This is a genomic window from Corynebacterium maris DSM 45190 (genome assembly GCF_000442645.1).
Lineage (GTDB): Bacteria > Actinomycetota > Actinomycetes > Mycobacteriales > Mycobacteriaceae > Corynebacterium > Corynebacterium maris.
In genome coordinates, this window is the sequence record NC_021915.1 from 1,534,264 (window position 1) to 1,552,227 (window position 17,964).

The 17,964-nt window shown below is 67.8% G+C and carries 18 protein-coding genes; all 18 read right to left on the reverse strand.

Translation table 11 applies throughout. The features are described 5' to 3' along the window. Window positions 1-11: 11 nt before the first annotated feature. The 18 genes from B841_RS07190 to mihF all read right to left on the reverse strand — a co-directional run bounded on the left by B841_RS07190 (window position 12) and on the right by mihF (window position 17,762). Window positions 12-965 (reverse strand): gluconeogenesis factor YvcK family protein, encoded by a 954-nt coding sequence (locus B841_RS07190; protein ID WP_041631812.1) that lies wholly within the window; start codon window positions 963-965, stop codon window positions 12-14. Between the two features lie 84 nt (window positions 966-1,049). After that, on the reverse strand, window positions 1,050-1,949 hold the full coding sequence (rapZ, locus tag B841_RS07195; RefSeq protein ID WP_020934828.1) for an RNase adapter RapZ: 900 nt from the start codon (window positions 1,947-1,949) through the stop codon (window positions 1,050-1,052). 46 nt (window positions 1,950-1,995) lie between these two features. Continuing rightward, on the reverse strand, window positions 1,996-4,047 hold the full coding sequence (uvrC, locus tag B841_RS07200; RefSeq protein ID WP_020934829.1) for an excinuclease ABC subunit UvrC: 2,052 nt from the start codon (window positions 4,045-4,047) through the stop codon (window positions 1,996-1,998). Window positions 4,048-4,056: 9 nt separating this feature from the next. Beyond that, window positions 4,057-4,608, reverse strand: coding sequence for a PH domain-containing protein (locus B841_RS07205; protein ID WP_020934830.1), 552 nt, complete (start codon window positions 4,606-4,608; stop codon window positions 4,057-4,059). Window positions 4,609-4,639: 31 nt separating this feature from the next. Continuing rightward, window positions 4,640-5,113 (reverse strand): 6,7-dimethyl-8-ribityllumazine synthase, encoded by a 474-nt coding sequence (ribH, locus tag B841_RS07210; RefSeq protein ID WP_020934831.1) that lies wholly within the window; start codon window positions 5,111-5,113, stop codon window positions 4,640-4,642. 19 nt (window positions 5,114-5,132) lie between these two features. Then, entirely contained in the window at window positions 5,133-6,404 is a 1,272-nt protein-coding gene (locus tag B841_RS07215) for a bifunctional 3,4-dihydroxy-2-butanone-4-phosphate synthase/GTP cyclohydrolase II (protein ID WP_020934832.1), read from the reverse strand. A gap of 11 nt (window positions 6,405-6,415) precedes the next feature. Continuing rightward, window positions 6,416-7,033 (reverse strand): riboflavin synthase, encoded by a 618-nt coding sequence (locus tag B841_RS07220; RefSeq protein WP_020934833.1) that lies wholly within the window; start codon window positions 7,031-7,033, stop codon window positions 6,416-6,418. Beyond that, window positions 7,033-8,025, reverse strand: a complete 993-nt coding sequence (ribD, locus tag B841_RS07225) for a bifunctional diaminohydroxyphosphoribosylaminopyrimidine deaminase/5-amino-6-(5-phosphoribosylamino)uracil reductase RibD (RefSeq protein ID WP_020934834.1) — start codon at window positions 8,023-8,025, stop codon at window positions 7,033-7,035. The genes B841_RS07220 and ribD overlap by 1 nt, the downstream gene beginning before the upstream one ends. Further along, entirely contained in the window at window positions 8,026-8,682 is a 657-nt protein-coding gene (gene rpe, locus B841_RS07230; RefSeq protein WP_020934835.1) for a ribulose-phosphate 3-epimerase, read from the reverse strand. It abuts the gene before it with no gap. A 10-nt stretch (window positions 8,683-8,692) separates the two neighbouring features. Beyond that, window positions 8,693-10,177 (reverse strand): RsmB/NOP family class I SAM-dependent RNA methyltransferase, encoded by a 1,485-nt coding sequence (locus B841_RS07235; protein WP_041631814.1) that lies wholly within the window; start codon window positions 10,175-10,177, stop codon window positions 8,693-8,695. After that, a complete protein-coding gene (gene fmt / locus B841_RS07240; protein ID WP_020934837.1) occupies window positions 10,174-11,109 on the reverse strand; it encodes a methionyl-tRNA formyltransferase in 936 nt (311 codons plus the stop codon). Before fmt ends, B841_RS07235 begins: the two co-directional genes overlap by 4 nt. Before the next feature lie 48 nt (window positions 11,110-11,157). Then, window positions 11,158-11,667 carry a peptide deformylase gene (gene def / locus B841_RS07245; protein WP_020934838.1) on the reverse strand — a complete coding sequence of 170 codons (510 nt, stop codon included), beginning with the start codon at window positions 11,665-11,667 and terminating at the stop codon, window positions 11,158-11,160. A gap of 55 nt (window positions 11,668-11,722) precedes the next feature. Beyond that, on the reverse strand, window positions 11,723-13,753 hold the full coding sequence (locus B841_RS07250) for a primosomal protein N' (protein ID WP_020934839.1): 2,031 nt from the start codon (window positions 13,751-13,753) through the stop codon (window positions 11,723-11,725). 11 nt (window positions 13,754-13,764) lie between these two features. Beyond that, window positions 13,765-15,000 (reverse strand): methionine adenosyltransferase, encoded by a 1,236-nt coding sequence (gene metK / locus B841_RS07255; protein WP_020934840.1) that lies wholly within the window; start codon window positions 14,998-15,000, stop codon window positions 13,765-13,767. Between the two features lie 87 nt (window positions 15,001-15,087). Next, a complete protein-coding gene (gene coaBC, locus B841_RS07260) occupies window positions 15,088-16,389 on the reverse strand; it encodes a bifunctional phosphopantothenoylcysteine decarboxylase/phosphopantothenate--cysteine ligase CoaBC (RefSeq protein WP_020934841.1) in 1,302 nt (433 codons plus the stop codon). Between the two features lie 147 nt (window positions 16,390-16,536). After that, window positions 16,537-16,827, reverse strand: coding sequence for a DNA-directed RNA polymerase subunit omega (gene rpoZ, locus B841_RS07265; protein WP_041631815.1), 291 nt, complete (start codon window positions 16,825-16,827; stop codon window positions 16,537-16,539). 29 nt (window positions 16,828-16,856) lie between these two features. Continuing rightward, window positions 16,857-17,435: a guanylate kinase gene (gmk, locus tag B841_RS07270; RefSeq protein ID WP_020934843.1), complete on the reverse strand. Its 579-nt coding sequence runs from the start codon at window positions 17,433-17,435 to the stop codon at window positions 16,857-16,859. Between the two features lie 3 nt (window positions 17,436-17,438). Beyond that, window positions 17,439-17,762: an integration host factor, actinobacterial type gene (gene mihF / locus B841_RS07275; RefSeq protein ID WP_020934844.1), complete on the reverse strand. Its 324-nt coding sequence runs from the start codon at window positions 17,760-17,762 to the stop codon at window positions 17,439-17,441. Window positions 17,763-17,964 lie beyond the last annotated feature (202 nt).

The window sequence follows — 17,964 nt, forward strand, 5'->3', positions numbered from 1 at the left end:
CCAGTCTAGCGTCAGCGCCTTTCAGCGAGAATGTCGAGCAGTGTCGCGGCCACCTTGTCCGGGTCGTGGAGGTTGAGGCGCCGGTGGCCCTCCTCTTGCATACGGATGTCACGGTAGGTGACCTCCGCTCCCAACGCGCGGGCCGCTCGCGCGATGTGGCCCCGCTCGGAGGTGGTCGTGACGCTGTGTCCGTCGATGACGATGCGGTCCACTCGCAACGTCGGCGCATGCTGGGCGAGCATGTGGATGTGCCGTTCGGAGGAAAAGCCCTGCGTCTCCCCCACCTCCGGGGAAAGGTTGAGCATCACCACACGCAGTGCGTCGGTGTCGTTGATCGCCTCCACGATCTCAGGCACCAGCAGGTGCGGAATGACGCTGGAAAACCAGGAGCCCGGCCCCAGCGTGACCAGGTCCGCCTCCCGGATGGCCTCCACGGCCAACCCGTTCGCCGCTGGGCGTTCCGGGAGGATGCGTACGCGCCGCACCACTCCCGGGGTGGAGGCCACCGCCACCTGGCCGCGGACGGGAAGGATGACGCGTGGGTCGTCGTCCAGGCCGGCCACGTCCGCTTCAATCTCCAGCGCTTCGTGGCAGACCGGCACCACCCGGCCGCAGGAACGTGTGAGAGCCGCCACCCGGTCAAGGGCGGCCTGCTCTGAGCCCAGCACTCCGGTAAGCCCCGCGATGAGAAGATTGCCCACGGCGTGCCCCGCCATGGCCCCGTTCCCGCCGAAGCGGTGCTGCAGGGTGTCCGCCCACAGCTGTCCTTCCTCGTCCTCGGCGGACAGGGCGGCGAGCGCCATGCGTAGATCCCCCGGCGGAATAATGTCCAACTCTCGCCGTAACCGGCCGGAAGAACCGCCGTCGTCCGCGACCGTCACTACCGCGGTGAGGGCCTCCGCCTCACAGCGGCGGGCGGCGAGCAGCGTCTGATACAGGCCGTGTCCCCCGCCGAGGCTGGCGATGCGGGGGCCGCTGGAAGCTTGTTGGGTGATGCTGGTCTCCTGGTCCGTGGAAATAATTAATGAGGCAGAGAATAGCCGATCGGCTCAACCATGTTCTATATCGCGATGAATCACATTGACGTCGATCTTGTCTTCCTCCCGGAGACGGCGGGCGATCTCTTCGGTCACCGCCACTGAGCGATGGTGGCCGCCGGTGCAGCCCACGCCCACGGTGATGAAGTTTTTCCCTTCGTGCCGGTAACCGTCGAGCATCGAGTCAAGCATCGACATGAATTTGTCGATGAACCCTTCCGTCGCCGGACGGCTGAGCACGTAGTCGGAGACAGGTTTGTCCACGCCCCGGAACCCCCGCAACTCCGGCTCCCAGTACGGGTTCGGCAAAAATCGCATGTCCACCACCAAGTCGGCGTCGCGTGGAGCCCCGTGTTTGAAGCCGAAGGACTGGAGAGTGACGTGTTGGCGGTCCGTGGCCATCGTGCCGAAGCTGGCCTCAATCGCACGGCGGAGGTCGTGCACCGAGAGGTTGGATGTGTCCATGACGATGTCGGCGCGTTCCTTGACCGGCCCGGTGACCTCGCGCTCACGCAGGATCCCCTGCTGCAACGTGTCGTCGCCCTGCAGCGGGTGGGTGCGTCGGACACTGTCGAAGCGACGGATGAGGACGTCGTCGCGCGCGTCCATGAACAGCACCGTCGGGGTCATCTTGCGCTCATCCAGTTCGGTCAGGGCCTCTTGCAGCGACCCGGGGAACATGCGGGAGCGCACGTCCGTGACCACCGCGACTTTGTCCACCGGTGAATCATCTGCGGCGCACATCTCCAGCAGGTCCACGAGGATGCGTGGCGGAAGGTTGTGGGCGACGTAAAACCCCTTGTCCTCCATCACTTTGGCCGCGCTGCCAAGACCCCCGCCGGACATGCCGGTGATCAGAATGGGCGGTACGGAAAATCGCTGTTCTTCTCCCGAAAAGTTCGCGTCGGTCATACCCGTGAGTCTAGCCCGCGCACCGACTGCCCGCTGCGGCGCAGAGTCACTTCTTCACACGCAGGTGCTCGTAGACGGTCTGCGCCAGTTTCGGGCCGAATCCTCTGACGTCGGCGATCTGCTCCACGGTGGCCTCCCGGAGTTTTTTCACGGAGCCGAAGTGCTTGACCAGGTCGCTTCGCCGGGCGGGGCCGAGGCCGGGAATGCCGTCCAGCTGGCTGGCCCGCATCCGCTTGGAGCGCTGCTGGCGATGGTAATTGATGGCGAAGCGGTGCGCCTCGTCGCGAATCTGCTGCAGCAGGTACAGGGCCTCGGAGTTGCGCGGCAGGATCACGGGCTCGTCATCACCCGGCAGCCAGACCTCCTCGAGTCGCTTCGCCAGGCCGATCAAGGTGACGTCGATGACGCCGAGCTCATCGAAGACCGCTTGTGCGGCGGCTACCTGAGGGGCGCCGCCATCCACGATGAACAGCTGCGGCGGGTAGGCGAAGCGTCGGTTGTCGGTGGATTCGACCTCGACTTCTTCATCCTCGAACACGGTGTCGTCTTCGTCCGGGTGGGCGAGTTTGTCTTCGTGGTGCCGTTTGAAGCGGCGCCGGGTGATTTCCGCGATGGAGGCGACGTCGTCCGAATGCCCGTCGCCGGCCGCCTCCTTGATCCGGTAGCGGCGGTAATCCTGCTTCTTGGGCGTCCCGTCCTCGAAGACCACCAGCGAGGCGACCACGTCGGTGCCCTGGATGTGGGAGACGTCCGTGCACTCGACGCGCAGCGGCGCCTGATCCATGCCGAGCGCCTCCTGCAGTTGCTGTAGGGCGGCGGACCGGGCCGTCAGATCGCCCACCCGCTTCAATTTGTGCTGGTGCAGCGCTTCCTTGGCGTTACGCTGCACCGTCTCCATCAGGGCGCGCTTGTCACCGCGCTGCGGCACACGTAGGTCGACGGCCGCGCCACGCAGTTCAGAGAGCACCGTGGTGACTTCCGCCGCTTCTTCGGGCATGGCCTGGACGAGGATTTCCCGCGGCACGACCTGCACGGTCTTGGGCTCGGTGCGGGAGAACTGATCCACCCCCCTGCGCCGGATCTGGGCGTCGTCCTCGGCGTCCTCGCTTTTCTCCCGCTCGACGGCGTCGCCGTAGAACTGCACGAGGAAATTTTGCATCAGGGCGGGCAGCGCGGGATCCGGTTGCCCCTCCTCCCCCATGTCGGGGCGGGCCTGGTCGCCCGCCTTTTCCACGACCCAGCCGCGCTGTCCGCGGATGCGTCCGCCGCGCACGTGGAAGATCTGCACCGCCGCCTCGAGCTGGTCGGTGTCGAAGGCGATGAGGTCGGCGTCGGTGCCGTCGCCCAAGACCACGGCCTGTTGTTCCATGACTTTGTCTATCGCCTCGAGGTCGTCGCGTAGTTTGGCCGCGCGCTCGAACTCCAGGTTCTCGGCGGCCTGCAGCATGTCCCGGTTCAGCGACTTGACCACCTTGTCGGTGTTGCCGCCCATGAAAGAGACGAAGCCGTCGACGATCTCACGGTGCTCCTCGGGGCTGACGCGTCCCACGCACGGGGCGGAGCATTTGTCGATGTATCCCAGTAGGCAGGGCCGACCGAGGCTCTCGTGTCGGTTGTAGACGCCCTTGGTGCAGGTGCGCATGGGAAAGACCCGGATCAGCGAGTCAATGGTCTGCCGCACGGCCCAGGCGTGCGAATACGGCCCGAAGTAGCGCACGCCTTTGCGACGGGGGCCGCGGTAGAAGAACGCGCGCGGCACCTCCTCGCGGGTGGAGACCGCCAGCACCGGGTAAGTCTTGTCGTCGCGGTATTTGACGTTGAACCGGGGGTCGAAGCGCTTGATCCACGTGTATTCCAGCTGCAAGGCTTCCACTTCGCTGGCGACGACGGTCCATTCGACGTCGGCGGCGGTGGTGACCATCTGCCGGGTGCGTGGATGTAGCTGCGTGAGGTCCTGGAAATAACTGCCCAGGCGCGAGCGCAGGTTCTTCGCTTTGCCTACGTAGATCACGCGGCGGTGCTCGTCCCGGAATTTGTAGACGCCCGGCTCCGTCGGGATGGATGACGGGGCCGGGCGGTAGGTGGTGGGGTCAGCCATGTGCTGGTGTTATTCCTTCGGCATGTACTTGGCTTCGAGTTCACGGAATTCGCGCACGGCCTTGACCGTGCTGGCGCCGTCCGCGGACTGCATGCCCCACAGCGGCACGTACTCGAACTCCGGCAGCTCCAGCCGGGCCATGCGCGCGCCCTCCGGGAAAGACAGTCCGTAGACGATCACCCAGGCGTAGAAGCGGGTGCCGATGATGTTGCGGACTTCCACGCCGTCGGCGTTGGCGCGCACCCGCGGGCGGTTCATGATGATCCACAAGAAAATCGAGATCACCAGCCCCACCCCGGGGAAGGCCCATTTGTCGAGCTGGGTGATCGTCGCACCCGTCCACTCGATGTCCAGGACGGCGCCGACGAAGATGTGGATCGCCATCACCACGATGACGGCCACGATCGACAGGTTGCGCAGGAACTTCGAACGCGCCTCGAATTCCCAGGGTTTGTCGGTCACCACGGCGTACGGGTCCGCCGCGTTCAGCAGCGCGATCTCCTCGTCGCTCAGACGTCGTTGCGCGGTGTCCCGCCGGGGCTGCCCGGTCTGCTCAGCCAATGTCACACTCTCCTCGCTTATCCGTAGCAGTCTACTCGTCGCGCAACTGGCGCAAAGTCAGCGCGGTGGACAGCGCCGCGATCATGGACTCGGCGCCCTTGTCCTCGACGGAGCCTTCCGCGCCGGAACGTTCGACGGCCTGTTCGTGGGTCAGGGTCGTCAGCACGCCGTTGCCCACGGGGGTGGATTCGTCGAGGGCGATGCGGGTCAGTCCCGCGGTGACGGAATCGCAGACGTAATCGAAGTGCGGGGTGCCTCCCTTGATGACGCAGCCGAGCGCGACGACCGCGTCGTAGCGCCGGGCGGCTTCCTGGACGACGACCGGCAGTTCGAGTGCGCCGACGACACGGAATTCAGCGACCTGGGCGCCCGCGGCGCGGCCGGTGGACACGGCCCGTTCGTGCAGGACGTCGCAAATGTCGGCGTTCCAGGTGGCGGTGACGACGGCGACGCGCAGTCCGGTGGCGTCGACCTTCTCGATCTGGGGCAGGCCTTCCTTGCTCATGGTCTCCTCGTTTACAGGCTTAGGTGATGGGGTGCTCGGCGTCGTAGGCGGCGACCGCGGGCAGCACGTGCCCCATGCGGTCGCGCTTGGTGCGCAGGTAGTCGATGTTATCGGGGTTCGGGGTGATGTCCAGTGCCTGGTGGCCGACCGGTTCCGGGCCGAACCCCGTCAGGGAGTGATGCTTGTGGGGGTTGTTGGTCAGCAGCGTGAACGAGGCGATGCCGAGCTCACGCAGAATCTGGCCGGCGACGGAGAAGTCCCGGGCGTCCGCCGGCAGCCCCTGCTCGAGGTTCGCGTCGACGGTGTCCAGCCCCGCGTCCTGCAGCCGGTAGGCGTGCAGCTTATTCAGCAACCCGATGCCACGCCCCTCGTGTCCGCGCAGGTAGACGATGACGCCGCGGCCAGCCTCCTGAATGTTCTCCATGGAGGTCTGCAGCTGCTCGCCGCAGTCGCAGCGGTGGGAGGCGAAGACGTCGCCGGTGAGACATTCCGAGTGCACGCGCACGAGCACGTCCTCGGCGCCGCGCAGCTGCTTCGGGTCTCCGGCGACGAGCGCCACGTGCTCGAAGCCGGTGACTGTGTCGCGGACCCCGTAGGCGGAGAACACGCCGGAGGCGGTCGGCAGCCGGGTCGGCTGGGCCAATTCGATCTGGCTTTCGTTGTGGCGGCGCCAGTCGATGAGCTGCTCGATGGAGATCATCGCCAGATCGTGGCGGTCGGCGAACTCGCGCAGCTCCGGGCCGCGGGCCATGTCCGTCGGATCCTGTTCGGAGACGATCTCGCACAGCGCCCCTGCGGGGGCGCGCCCGGCCAGGACGGCGAGGTCGACGCTGGCCTCGGTGTGACCGTCCCGGACGAGCACGCCGCCGGGGCGGGCGCGCAGCGGAACGACGTGGCCGGGGCGGGTGAAGTCCTCCCGGCCGCGGGCCGGGTCGGCGAGGCGCTGGATGGTTTCCGAACGGTCGGCGGCGGAGATGCCGGTCGTTCCGGTCGCGGCGTCCACGGTGACGGTGTAGGCGGTCTGCCGGGCGTCCTGGTTGCGCGCGACCATGGGGGGAAGACCCAGCCGGTCGGCGTCGGACTCCGTCATGGCCACACAGATGTAGCCGGAGGTGTAGCGCACCATGAAGGCCACCAGCTCGGGCGTGGCGAGGTCGGCGGCGAAGATGAGGTCGCCTTCGTTTTCTCGGTCCTCGTTGTCCACGACGACGACGGCCTTGCCCGCGGCGACGTCGGAGATGGCGCGTTCGACCGTATCGAGCCGGATCTGACCGGAATTCTGCTGCGTCATGCCCGTTAACCTTAGTCTGTGGCCCGTCCGTCCCCGCCGACGGGATCGCCCAGCAGTTTTTCCACGTACTTCGCCAGCACATCCACCTCCAGATTCACCGGGTCCCCCACGGCCAATTCGCCGTGGATCGTCTCTGCCAGCGTCGTCGGGATCAACGACACCTCGAACCAGCCCTCCCCCAGGTTCGCCACCGTCAAGGAGGTGCCGCTGACGGCGATGGATCCTTTGTCCACCACGTAGCGGGCGAGGTCCGCGGGCAGACTGAAGCGCAGCACGTCCCAGTGTTCTGACGTGGTGCGCGACAACAGCGTGGCCGTGCCGTCCACGTGGCCTTGCATGATGTGGCCGCCGAGCCGGGCGCCGACGGCCAGCGCGCGTTCCAGGTTCACCTTCGCCCCGACCGCCAGGCGCGACAGGGCGGTGTGGGTGAGCGTCTGGCGCATCACGTCGGCGGTGAACGCGTCGTCGGCCATGTCTGCGACGGTCAGGCAGACGCCGTCGACGGCGATGGAGTCGCCGTGCGAGGCGTCGGTGAGCACGACGGGTGCCTCGATGGTCAGGCGGATCGCGTCGCCCTGTTCTTCGACGGCGGTGACGGCGCCGAGTTCTTCCACTAGTCCGGTGAACATCAGGGATGGTCCTTTCGGGTCATGTTCAATAAGACGTCCGCGCCGAGCGTGGTCACGTCGACGAGGTCGAAACGACGGGCGTCGGCGAGGGTGCCGACGCCCGCCCCGGCGAGCACTCCCCGCCCGTCGCCCAACAGCAGGGGGGCGACGTAGGCGCGCACCGCGTCCACGAGGCCGGCGGTGACGGCGCCGGCCGCGAGCCCGGCGCCGCCTTCGATGAGCACGTCGCGGGCGCCGGTGTCCCACAGGTGTGTCAGCGCGTCGTCGAGGCTCGGGTACTGCTCGTAGCCCAGCCGCACCAGGTTGGCGGCCGCGCCGGTGATGTTCCGGGCGCCGATCACCACCCGCCGGGGTTGTTGGTCGAAGAGTTCGCCGTCGCTGGTGCGCGCGGTCAGCGACGGATCATCCGCCAGGGCGGTGCCCGTGCCGATGATGATGGCGTCGCGCGTGCGTCGGTCGCGGTGCACGTCACGGCGGGCCGCCGCGGACGTGATCCACTGGCTGGTGCCGTCCACGGCGGCGGTGAACCCGTCGAGCGTCTGGGCGAATTTCAGGGTCACGTGCGGGCGTCCGAGCCGCACCGCCGCCAGCCAGGGTTCCAGGGCCGCCGCCCGGCCGGTGATCGGGCCGACGGCCACGCCCTGCTCGGCGAGCCACTGCGCTCCCCCGGAGGCGTCCGGGTTGGGGTCGGCGTGGACGTAGCGGACTTCCGCGACGCCCGCGGCCAGCAGGGCGTGGGAGCAGGGTCCGGTCCGGCCGGTGTGGTTGCAGGGTTCCAGCGTGACCACGGCGGTGCCGCCGCGGGCGTCGTCGCCGGCCTGGCGCAGCGCCACGATCTCCGCGTGTTCGCCGCCGGCGGGCCGGGTCGCGCCGACGCCGACGAGACGGCCGTCGGCGCTGACGATCGCCGCGCCGACGGGCGGGTTCGGGCTGGTGGTGCCGCGGGCGTCGTCGCCGGCGGCGACGGCCGCGGCGAGGGCTTCGGCGTACATCTAGACGCTGGCCGCCGCGCGGAGCTCCTCCACCGCGGCGGACGGGTCGCCGGCCTTGTACACCGCGGAGCCGGCGACGAAGGCGTCGACGCCGGCCGCGGCGGCCTGGCCGATGGTCTCCAGGTTGATGCCGCCGTCGATCTCGATGACAACGTCCAACCCCTCCGCGTCGATGCGCTCCCGCAACACGCGCACCTTGTCCAACATCTCCGGCATGAAGGACTGCCCGCCGAAGCCGGGCTCGACGCTCATCACCAGCACTTCGTCGAACTCCGCCAGGTCATCCAAGTAAGGCTCGATCGGGGTGCCCGGCTTGACGCAGAACCCGGCCTTGACGCCCTTGCCGCGCAGACTCCGGGCCAGGCCGACGTGATCGTCGACGGCCTCGACGTGGAAGATGATCGTGTCCGCCCCCGCGTCGATGTAGCGCTCGACCCACTTCTCCGGCTCCTCGATCATCAGGTGCACGTCGAGCTCCAGGTCAGTGAGCTTGTCGACGGCGGCCGTGACGTCCGGGCCGAAGGAGAGGTTCGGCACGAAATGGCCGTCCATGATGTCCACGTGAACCCAGTCCGCGTTCGCGATGGCGGCGATTTCCTCGCCGAGTCGGCCGAAGTCGGCGTTGAGGATGGACGGGGCGATTTTAGGTGATGACATACCGATTACCTTACCTGCGCAGGACCGCGAAAAACATGGCGTCGGTGCCGTGGCGGTGCGGCCACATCTGCACGCTCTTGTCCTCGCCGACGTCGCTCATGCCGGGCACCAGTCCGTGCGCGTCGAGCTCCGTCGCTCCCAACTCGGCCACGGCCTTGTCCACCACGGCGCGGGTCTCGCGCAGATCCGGCGAACACGTGGAGTAGACGACCACACCACCCGGGCGCACGAGCCGCAACGCCGAGGACAGCAGCTCGTACTGCAAGACGTTGAGTCCCGGCACGTCCGTCTCGTCCTTGCGCCACCGCGCCTCCGCCCGGCGGCGCAGCGCCCCCAGGCCGGTGCACGGGGCGTCGACGAGCACTCGGTCGTAGCCCGGCTCCAACCCGGGGTCGCGGCCGTCGGCGGTGTGCACGGTGACCGGCAGATCGCCCACGGCCCGCCGGATCAGCTCCGCGCGGTGATCCGAGATTTCCACGGCGTCGACCCGGGCGCCGTCGATGCGCGCCAACGCGCCCATGAGCGCGGCCTTGCCGCCCGGGCCCGCGCACAGGTCCAGCCATCGGCCGGCGTCTTCGCCCTCGACGGGCGCCTCCGCCGCCGCGCGGGCGATCAGCTGCGACCCCTCGTCCTGCACCGTGGCCAGACCATCCTTCACCGGCTCCACGTTCGCCGGGTTGCCGGACTCCAAGTACACGGCGTACGGCGAATACGTGCCTTCCTCGCCGCCGGTGATCAGCGCGAGTTCCTCCGCCGTCATCTCGCCGGGACGCGCCGCCAAATGCACGATGGGCCGCTCGGAATCGGCTGCCAACGCCTCCTCCAGTTCCCCGAGCCCCAACACCCGGGAGAACGACTCCGCGATCCAGCGCGGATGGGCGGTGCGGAAAGCGATGGCGTCGATCTCCCCGGTCGGCGTCAACTTCTCGATCCACTTCGCCGCCGGCGTGCGCGTTACAGTGCGCATGATCGCGTTGGCGAAGCCCTTGGCCTTGACGTGGCCGGTGGATTCCACGAGCCGCACGGTCGTGTCGACCGCCGCGTGGTCGTCGACACGCGTGTACAACAGCTGGTAGACGCCCAGCCGAAGCGCGTCGAGCACCTCCGGGGCGATCTGCTCCAGCGGACGGCTCGAGCACTCCTGGATCACCGTGTCCAACACCCCGAGGGTACGCAGAGTGCCGTAGGTCAGCTCCGTGGCGAACGCCGCGTCCCGACCGGAGATCTTCCGGTCCTTGAGCAGCTTCGGCAGCGTCAGGTTCGCGAACGCGTCGTCCTCGTTGACCCGGCGCAGCACGTCAAAGGCCACGACCCGGGGTTTATCCACGCCCGTGTCCTTACGCTCCACCGGGCGCCGGTCCTGCTGCTGCGGCCCCTTCGACCGCTGCCGCCCTCCGCCCTGCCGGGCGCGCCGGGGCGGGCGCGCAGACTTCTTCGGGGCGCCGCCACGATTGCTGTCGCCGCCGGCGCTACGCGACCGGAATCCCCCACTCATGCCATCACCAGTCCTTCCGTCTCCTGCAGACCGCGGCCCCAATCAGCCGCGTCCATCATCTTCTTGCCCGGGGACTGGAGCCCGCCCAACACGACGTCTCCGTCACCGGTGCCCGCGCGCACGCGGTTTTTCTCCACCTTCACCTCACCCGGAGCCAGCTCCGCCGTCTCCGCCGGGGTGACGGGGCCGAGCTTGATCCGCTGCTCACCCAGCATCGTCCACGCGCCGGGCCCGGGCGTGACCGCCCGGATGTGCCGGTCCACGACCTGCGCCGGGGCGCTCCAGTCGATCCGCGCGTCGTCGGTGGTGATCTTGCCGACGTGGGTCGCCTCCCCTTTCTGCGGACGCGGGACGGCCGATCCGTCCGCCAGGCCGTCCATCGTCTCCGCCAACAGGTCCGCGCCGGCGTACGCCAGGCGCGTGAGCAGGTCATCCGCGGTGTCCGTGTCGCGGATCTCCTCCTGCACCGTCGCGATGACGTCCCCGGTGTCCAGGCCTTCGTCGATGCGGAAAGTGGTGGCGCCGGTGGTCTTCTCCCCCGCTCGGATCGCCGCCTGCACCGGGGCCGCTCCGCGCCAGGCTGGCAGCAGCGAAAAGTGCAGGTTGATCCATCCGTGTGCCGGCACGTCCAACAAGTCCGCCGGAATCAGGTTGCCGTAGGCGACCACCGGGACGGCGTCGGGGGCGAGTTCCCGCAGCCGCGCGCGGACGGCGTCGCCGTCGTCTGTGCCCGCCTTCAGCGTGCGCGGCGTCAACACCTCGATGCCGTTGTCCTGGGCCAGCGCCGAGACCGGCGAAGGATGGAGGGTGCGGCCGCGCCCCCGGGGGGCGTCGGGGCGGGTGAGCACGGCGACGATCTCATGCTCGGAGTCGAGCAGCCGCTGCAGTGCGACCACGGCGGGTTCCGGGGTTCCGGCGAAAATGAGGCGCATGTGACTTCAGAAACGTCCTTTTCGTGATTGAGCGTGATTGAGGTGGGATTAAACGTTGAACCAGTCGCTGCTGCGGATCGCGGCCATCGCGTCGCGGCGGCGGTCGTCGTCGAGACGCTTGAGGAACAGGACGCCATCCAAGTGATCCGTCTCGTGCTGAATGCACCGCGACAACAGACCGGAGGCGACCAGGGAGATCGGGGCGCCGTCGACGTTTCGGCCGTGCACCCGCACCGTCTCGTAGCGTTCAGTGTCCGCCGACAACTCCGGGATGGACAGGCATCCCTCGGGCCCGAACTGGCGGTCCTCACCGACCGGCTCCCACACCGGGTTGACGATGTGGCCCCGCAACCCGTTTTGCGTCCCCGTCGTGTCGAAGACGAAGACGCGCTTGGTCAATCCGATCTGATTCGCCGCCAACCCGACGCCGCCAGCATCGTCCATGGTGTCCAGCATATCGGCGACGGTCGTGCGCAGCCGCCGGTCAAAAACAGTGACCCCGTCGGCCACAGTGGTCAGGACGGGGTCGCCGAACAGGCGGATCTCCCGAATGGTCATATGGGTGCTCCCTTCACGTACGAGCTACATCGTACGTCGCCGAGCGACCCGGGCCCTAGCCGACGTGCACCGGGTCAACCTGGATCCGCAGCGGAAGATCATCCTTCCTCGTCGCACGCTGGACGGCGCCGCGGCGCAACGCCATCCCCAACTCCGACCGCGGCCCCAACGGGGTCCGGATGAGCAACCGCTGCGGCGGGCCGTAGACCCGCTCGTCATACTCGCCGGGCAACTTCTCGCTGGCCGGCAGATCCACCGGCCCGAGCACCTCTGCCTGCTCCGGCAGCTCCACCAACTCGAGGAAAGTGTCCAAACTCGCCTGCGCCCCGTCCACCGCCGCCATATGCACCGTCGGCGGAAACCGGACCTCCGCGCGCTGCGCGAGCTCCCGGGCGGCCGCCCCGGCCATGTCCCAGCGGATGAAATGCTGCACCACCGGCAACCCCGGGTCCGCCATCACGATGACCTCCCCGCCGTCCTTCGCCGACACCACCTGAGTGGCCACGGCCGCCCACTTCGCCAACGTGTCCTCCGTCGCGCGCAAATCTTGCCGCCCGAGCAACGCCCACGTGTCCAACAACAACGCCGCACCGTATCTGCCGCCGCCCGCGATCGCAGGCTCAGCGCCGGGCGTCGCCACGACCAAGGCCGCGCCGGGCGAGATTTCCTCGACTATGCGGTTGCCGCCGGAGGCGACGACCCGGGTCTGGGCGAAAGCCCGCCCGAGCTCTTCCGCCGTGCGCTGGGCACCGAGCACCGTCGCCCGCAGTTTCTGCGAGCCACATTCCCCGCACCGGAACCGGGCGTCCGGGCGCCCACACCACCGGCAGGTGGGCACGCTGGCTCCCCCACCCTCGGGAAGGCCGAGCGGTCCGTTGCAGGCGCGGCACCTGGCGGGAAAACGGCAGATTCGGCACGCCAACGTGGGCACGTAGCCCTTGCGCGGCACCTGCACGAGCACCGGCTCCGCCCGGGCCAACGCCCGGCGAGCGGCGTCGAAAGCGGCGGCCGGCAGACGCGCTGACCCTGCCCGGGGGTCCCGGGTGAGTTCGAATTCAGAGTCTGCGGCCGCCCGGATGTGCGGTGAGCGGGTGCGCAGCGTGTCGCGCGGGGCGATCAGGTCGTGCGCCCACCCGGACTCCACGAGCAGTTGTGCTTCTGCGGTGCGGGCGTGGCCCGCCACGATCAGTGAGCATCCTTCGATGGCGGAGCGGGTGGTCAGCACTTCCCGGGCGTGGTGGTACGGGGCTCGCGGGTCGACGAGGTTGTCGTCGCCGTCGTGCAGGATCACGGCGAGTGTGAGCTTGTCGACGGGGGCGAACGCCGCCGAGCGCGTCCCGATGACCAGCCTGCCTTGTCCGTTGAGGATGGACAGGTAGCGGCGGTAGCGTGCCTGTGGGCCGAGTCCGGCGGTCAGGGTGGTGATTTGCCGGGGCCCCACGATTTTGCGGGCGGCGGCCTCCAGCATGTCGACGTCGCGCTGGTCCGGGACCACCAGCAACGCGCCGCCCCCGTCGAGCACGACTTTCACCGCGAGCGCGATGAGCGCTTCCGCCCAGTCTTCTCCGGGGGCGATCTGCCACACTGCCCGGGCCGTGGCGCCGGCTAAGACGGCGTCGACGAAGCTTTCTCCGAATCCGTATGCCGACCAGGCGGATAAGTCCGGTTCCGTCGCCGTTCCCAGTTCTTCCCAGGCGGTGGCGTGGTCTGCGGCCTCCGCGCCGGCGTGGCGGGGCGGGATGGCCGTGCGGATCAGGTCGGAGCGGGTGGCGGCGTAGCGGTCGGCGAGCTGGTCGATGAGTTCGGCGATGCGCGGCGGGTACACGACCTCGGGAGAGATGACCCGGTCGATGTGGCGCAGTCTGCCGCCGTGCTCGCTGTTGGTGTGGCGGGAGAGCACGATGGCGTCGACGAGTCGGCCGCCGAAGCGGACCCTGACTTTGACGCCGGGTTGGGCGGCCGTGGCGTCCTCGGGTGTGATCAGGTAATCGAAGGGGCGGTCCAGGTGCGGCAGTCCCAGAAGCGGCAACACCCGCACCACCGGAGAAGAGTCTGCGGTGGTGCGGGTGCCGTCGGTGGTGGCCATACGGCCGGATTCTACAGGCCGGCCGCTGCGCGGAGCGCGTCTGCCCGGTCCGTGGACTCCCACGGCAGGTCGATGTCGGTGCGGCCGAAGTGGCCGTAGGCGGCGGTCTGCGCGTACATCGGGCGCAGCAGGTCCAGGTCGCGGATGATCGCGGCCGGGCGCAGGTCGAAGACCTGTTCCACGGCCGCCTGGATGGTTTCGTCGGTCAGTCCTTGGGCGGCGGTGCCGAAGGTCTCGACGTACAGGCCGACCGGCTTGGCGCGGCCGATGGCGTAGGCCACCTGCACTTCAGCGCGGTCCGCCAGTCCCGCCGCCACGATGGTCTTGGCCACCCAGCGCATGGCGTAGGCCGCCGAGCGGTCGACCTTGGAGGGGTCCTTGCCGGAGAAGGCGCCGCCGCCGTGGCGGGCCATGCCGCCGTAGGTGTCGACGATGATCTTGCGGCCGGTCAGGCCAGCGTCGCCCATCGGCCCGCCCACGATGAAGGAGCCGGACGGGTTGATCAGGACGGTCAACTCGTCGGTGACGTACTTGACCAAGTCCGCGTCCTGGATGACCCAGTCGATGACGTGCTCGCGCAGTTGCTCGGCGAGCCATTCCTGGGTGACGTCCGGGTCGTGCTGCGTGGAGATGACCACGGTGTCCAGGTAGGCCGGTTCGTCGCCCCGGTAGCCGAAGGTGACCTGGGTCTTGCCGTCCGGGCGCAGGTGGTCGACGATGCCCTCCTTGCGCACCTGGGTCAGGCGGCGTGCCAGCCGGTGGGCCGTGGCGATCGGCAGCGGCATGAACTCCGGGGTTTCGTTGGTGGCGTAACCGAACATCAGCCCCTGGTCGCCGGCGCCGGCTTTATCTTCTTCCTCGAATTCTTCGCCGTTGCGGGCCTCCAGGGCGGTGTCGACGCCGCTGCCGATTTCGAGCGACTGCTCGCCGATGGCGATGTTCACGCCGCAGGTGTGTCCGTCGAATCCGACGTCGGAGGAGGTGAAGCCGATTTCGACGAGCTTGTCGCGCACCAGGCTGGGGATCTCGACGTAGGAGTTTGTCCGCACTTCGCCGACCACGTGCACCTGGCCGGTGGTCACGAGGGTTTCCACCGCGACGCGGGAGGCCGGGTCGGCCTCGAGGAGGGCGTCGAGGATGGTGTCTGAGATGGCGTCGCAGATTTTGTCGGGGTGGCCCTCGGTGACCGATTCGCTGGTGAACAGGCGGACGGCGGAAGAGGCGGGTGCAGTGGTGGATTCAGCCACGGGGTGAACTCCCTAATTTTTTGGACAATATTTAAAGTCGTGCCCGACCCAATATAGACTAAGCTGTCTAAACTGGCAACGAGCGACTTATTTCAGGGTATCCACGCCGTTGAGGATCTGTACCGCCACATCCAACTTCGACCCGTCCGCGATATCGCGCACCGACCCGTCCTTTCCCAGCAGCCACCCCTGATTGTTCGGCTGGCCGAAGACTCCCCCGCCGGAGACGTCGTTGCACATGAGCAGGTCGCACCCTTTACGCTTCAACTTTGCTTGCGCATACTCCAGCGCCGAAGTCTCCTCGTCGCCGGTCTCCGCGGCGAATCCGACGATCAGGGTCTCGGCGGGCACCGCCCCTTCTTCTCGGCGGGCGACCACGGTGGCCAAAATATCCGGGTTTTCCACCATCTCGATGCGCTGCAGCCCCGCCTCCGTGTCGCCGCCCTTCTTCATCTTCGTCTCCGCACTCGACGCCGGACGGAAATCGGCGACGGCCGCGGCCATGATGATCACGTCTGACTCTGCGGCGTGCAGTCGGACGGCGTCGTACATCTCCTGTGTGGAGGAAACCTTGATGACGGTCGCCCCCGGCGGCGTCGGCAGGTCCGCGGTATTGCCCGCCACGATCTTCACCTTCGCGCCACGCTGCACCGCGGCCTCCGCCAGCGCGTACCCCTGCCGCCCGGAGGAGCGGTTGCCGATGTAGCGCACCGGATCCAGGTCCTCCTGCGTGCCGCCGGCGGTGATGAGGACCTCGCGTCCCTCCCAGTCCCGGTCGACGTGGTGCCCGTTCACCAACGTGCGGGCCAATTCCGCGATCTGCTCCGGTTCCGGCAGGCGCCCGGCCCCAGTGTCTTTGCCCGTCAGCCGGCCATGCGCCGGTTCCATGACGGTGTAGCCGTAGCCCCGCAGAACCTCGACGTTGCGGCGGGTCGCCGGGTTCTGCCACATCTCGGTGTGCATCGCCGGCACGATGAGCACCGGGCAGGTCGCCACCAACACGGTGGCGGTGAGCAGATCGTCTCCCCGGCCGGCCGCCAACCGGGCCATCAGGTCCGCGGTCGCCGGGGCGATGACGATGAGGTCCGCCTCCTGCCCCACCCGCACATGCTGGACTTCGTCGACGGCGTCGAAGACCGTCGTCGACACCGGGTGTCCCGACAACGCCTCCCAGGTGGCCGCACCCACGAAATTCAAGGCCCCCTCCGTCGGGACCACGCGCACGTCATCGCCGCGTTCTTTGAGGTTACGCACCACATGACAGGTTTTGTAGGCGGCGATGCCGCCTCCGACCCCGACCACGATGCGCCGCTCCCGCGGTTCGGCGTCCTGGGGGACGACCGCGGAATCGGTGCGGAGCGACTCTTCCGGAAGATCAGCGACAGCCATGGAGGAAAACCTTTTCATCGAGGAGACGGTGACAGACTCCGAGTCTAGCGACGGGCGTGAGCGGAAGAAGACGTGGCCGGAAACGACGAACCCCAGGTTTCCTGGGGCAGGAAACCTGGGGTGGCGTCAGTTGCGACGGTGTGGCCGTTACTGGCCTTCCTCGTGCTCGAGCAGGCCGGCGTCAATTTCGCGCAGGGCGATGGACAGCGGCTTCTCCCCCGGCAGCGGGGTGACCAACGGTCCGACGAATTCGAAGACGCCTTCGTCGTGCTGCTGGTAGTAGCTGTTGATCTGGCGCGCCCGCTTGGCGGCGAAGATCGCCAGAGCATACTTCGAGGACACCTTCTCCAGCAGCGTGTCGATCGGCGGGGCGGTGATGCCCTGCGGGTCGTCGTACACTGCCTCGTTCTGAGTGTTCTCGTTCGTCACGTTGCTCACTTGCACCTTTTCATGCAGAGATTTGGGGGTTAGGGCGTCAATCCACGCAGGATAGCACTGATTTCGGACACTGCCGAATCAAGGTCGTTGTTGATCACGACGTGATCGAACTCCTCTTGATGGCTGAGTTCTTCCCGGGCGGTCGCCAGGCGGCGGTCGATGACCTCCTGCGGCTCGGTGCCTCGTCCGGTCAACCGGTCCACCAACACCTCCCACGAAGGGGGCGACAGGAACACGGTCACCGCCTCCGGCATGAGCGCCTTCACGTTGCGGGCGCCCACCAGGTCGACTTCGACCAACACCGGCCGGCCACCCGACAGTGCCTCGCGCACCGGGCCCGCAGGGGTCCCGGAACGCTGCAGGCCACCGTGGATATCAGCCCATTCCAGCATCTCACCGGCAGCGATACGCTGCTCGAACGCCTCTGGGGAAACGAAGTAGTAGTCCACTCCGTCGACTTCCCCGGGCCGCGGCTCACGCGTGGTCATGGAGACGCTGAAGTACAGATCATCAACCAGACTGCGGAGCCGGTGCACCACCGTCGATTTACCGACGGCAGAAGGTCCGGCGAGGACGACGAGACGATTAGTGGTGTTCTCGCCGGTCACCGATTAGTCCTCAGTGAAGCCGAAACGCTCGAGCAGGGCACGGCGCTGACGGTCGCCCAGGCCACGCAGACGACGGGTCTGAGCGATCTCGAGCTCCTCCATGATCTCGCGGGCCTTGACCTTGCCGACCTTCGGGAGGGCCTCCAGCAGAGCGGAAACCTTGGTCTTGCCAATGATCTCGTCCGTTTCAGCCTTCTCCAGCACCTCCTTGAGGTTGGTGCCTCCGCGCTTGAGTTCTGCCTTCAGCTCTGCACGGACCTTGCGTGCCTCTGCGGCTTTTGCCAGGGCAGCCTTACGCTGCTCATCGGTCAGCTGGGGAAGTGCCACGGGGTTCCTCCGATTCGTTGGTTCTTAAAAAGATTCTCAATTGTGTACGGGCCATACTGCACCCGACTCCAGCGCGACCGTCGCACCACTGTGCGACGACCGACTGACTGGGGCAAGTTTAGCACCACCTGCGTAAATTCCCTATTGACCGGCTTCTTTGAAGCATGTCCCTAGGAAATACCTTTCACAAAGTACCAGGTGG

What these genes read in the sequence shown, in the direction of transcription:
- rapZ (WP_020934828.1), bottom strand. Translation starts at nt 1,949, where the DNA reads ATGACCGACGCGAACTTTTCGGGAGAAGAACAGCGATTTTCCGTACCG.
- uvrC (WP_020934829.1), bottom strand. Translation starts at nt 4,047, where the DNA reads ATGGCTGACCCCACCACCTACCGCCCGGCCCCGTCATCCATCCCGACG.
- ribH (WP_020934831.1), bottom strand. Translation starts at nt 5,113, where the DNA reads ATGAGCAAGGAAGGCCTGCCCCAGATCGAGAAGGTCGACGCCACCGGA.
- B841_RS07215 (WP_020934832.1), bottom strand. Translation starts at nt 6,404, where the DNA reads ATGACGCAGCAGAATTCCGGTCAGATCCGGCTCGATACGGTCGAACGC.
- B841_RS07220 (WP_020934833.1), bottom strand. Translation starts at nt 7,033, where the DNA reads ATGTTCACCGGACTAGTGGAAGAACTCGGCGCCGTCACCGCCGTCGAA.
- ribD (WP_020934834.1), bottom strand. Translation starts at nt 8,025, where the DNA reads ATGTACGCCGAAGCCCTCGCCGCGGCCGTCGCCGCCGGCGACGACGCC.
- rpe (WP_020934835.1), bottom strand. Translation starts at nt 8,682, where the DNA reads ATGTCATCACCTAAAATCGCCCCGTCCATCCTCAACGCCGACTTCGGC.
- B841_RS07235 (WP_041631814.1), bottom strand. Translation starts at nt 10,177, where the DNA reads ATGAGTGGGGGATTCCGGTCGCGTAGCGCCGGCGGCGACAGCAATCGT.
- fmt (WP_020934837.1), bottom strand. Translation starts at nt 11,109, where the DNA reads ATGCGCCTCATTTTCGCCGGAACCCCGGAACCCGCCGTGGTCGCACTG.
- def (WP_020934838.1), bottom strand. Translation starts at nt 11,667, where the DNA reads ATGACCATTCGGGAGATCCGCCTGTTCGGCGACCCCGTCCTGACCACT.
- B841_RS07250 (WP_020934839.1), bottom strand. Translation starts at nt 13,753, where the DNA reads ATGGCCACCACCGACGGCACCCGCACCACCGCAGACTCTTCTCCGGTG.
- coaBC (WP_020934841.1), bottom strand. Translation starts at nt 16,389, where the DNA reads ATGGCTGTCGCTGATCTTCCGGAAGAGTCGCTCCGCACCGATTCCGCG.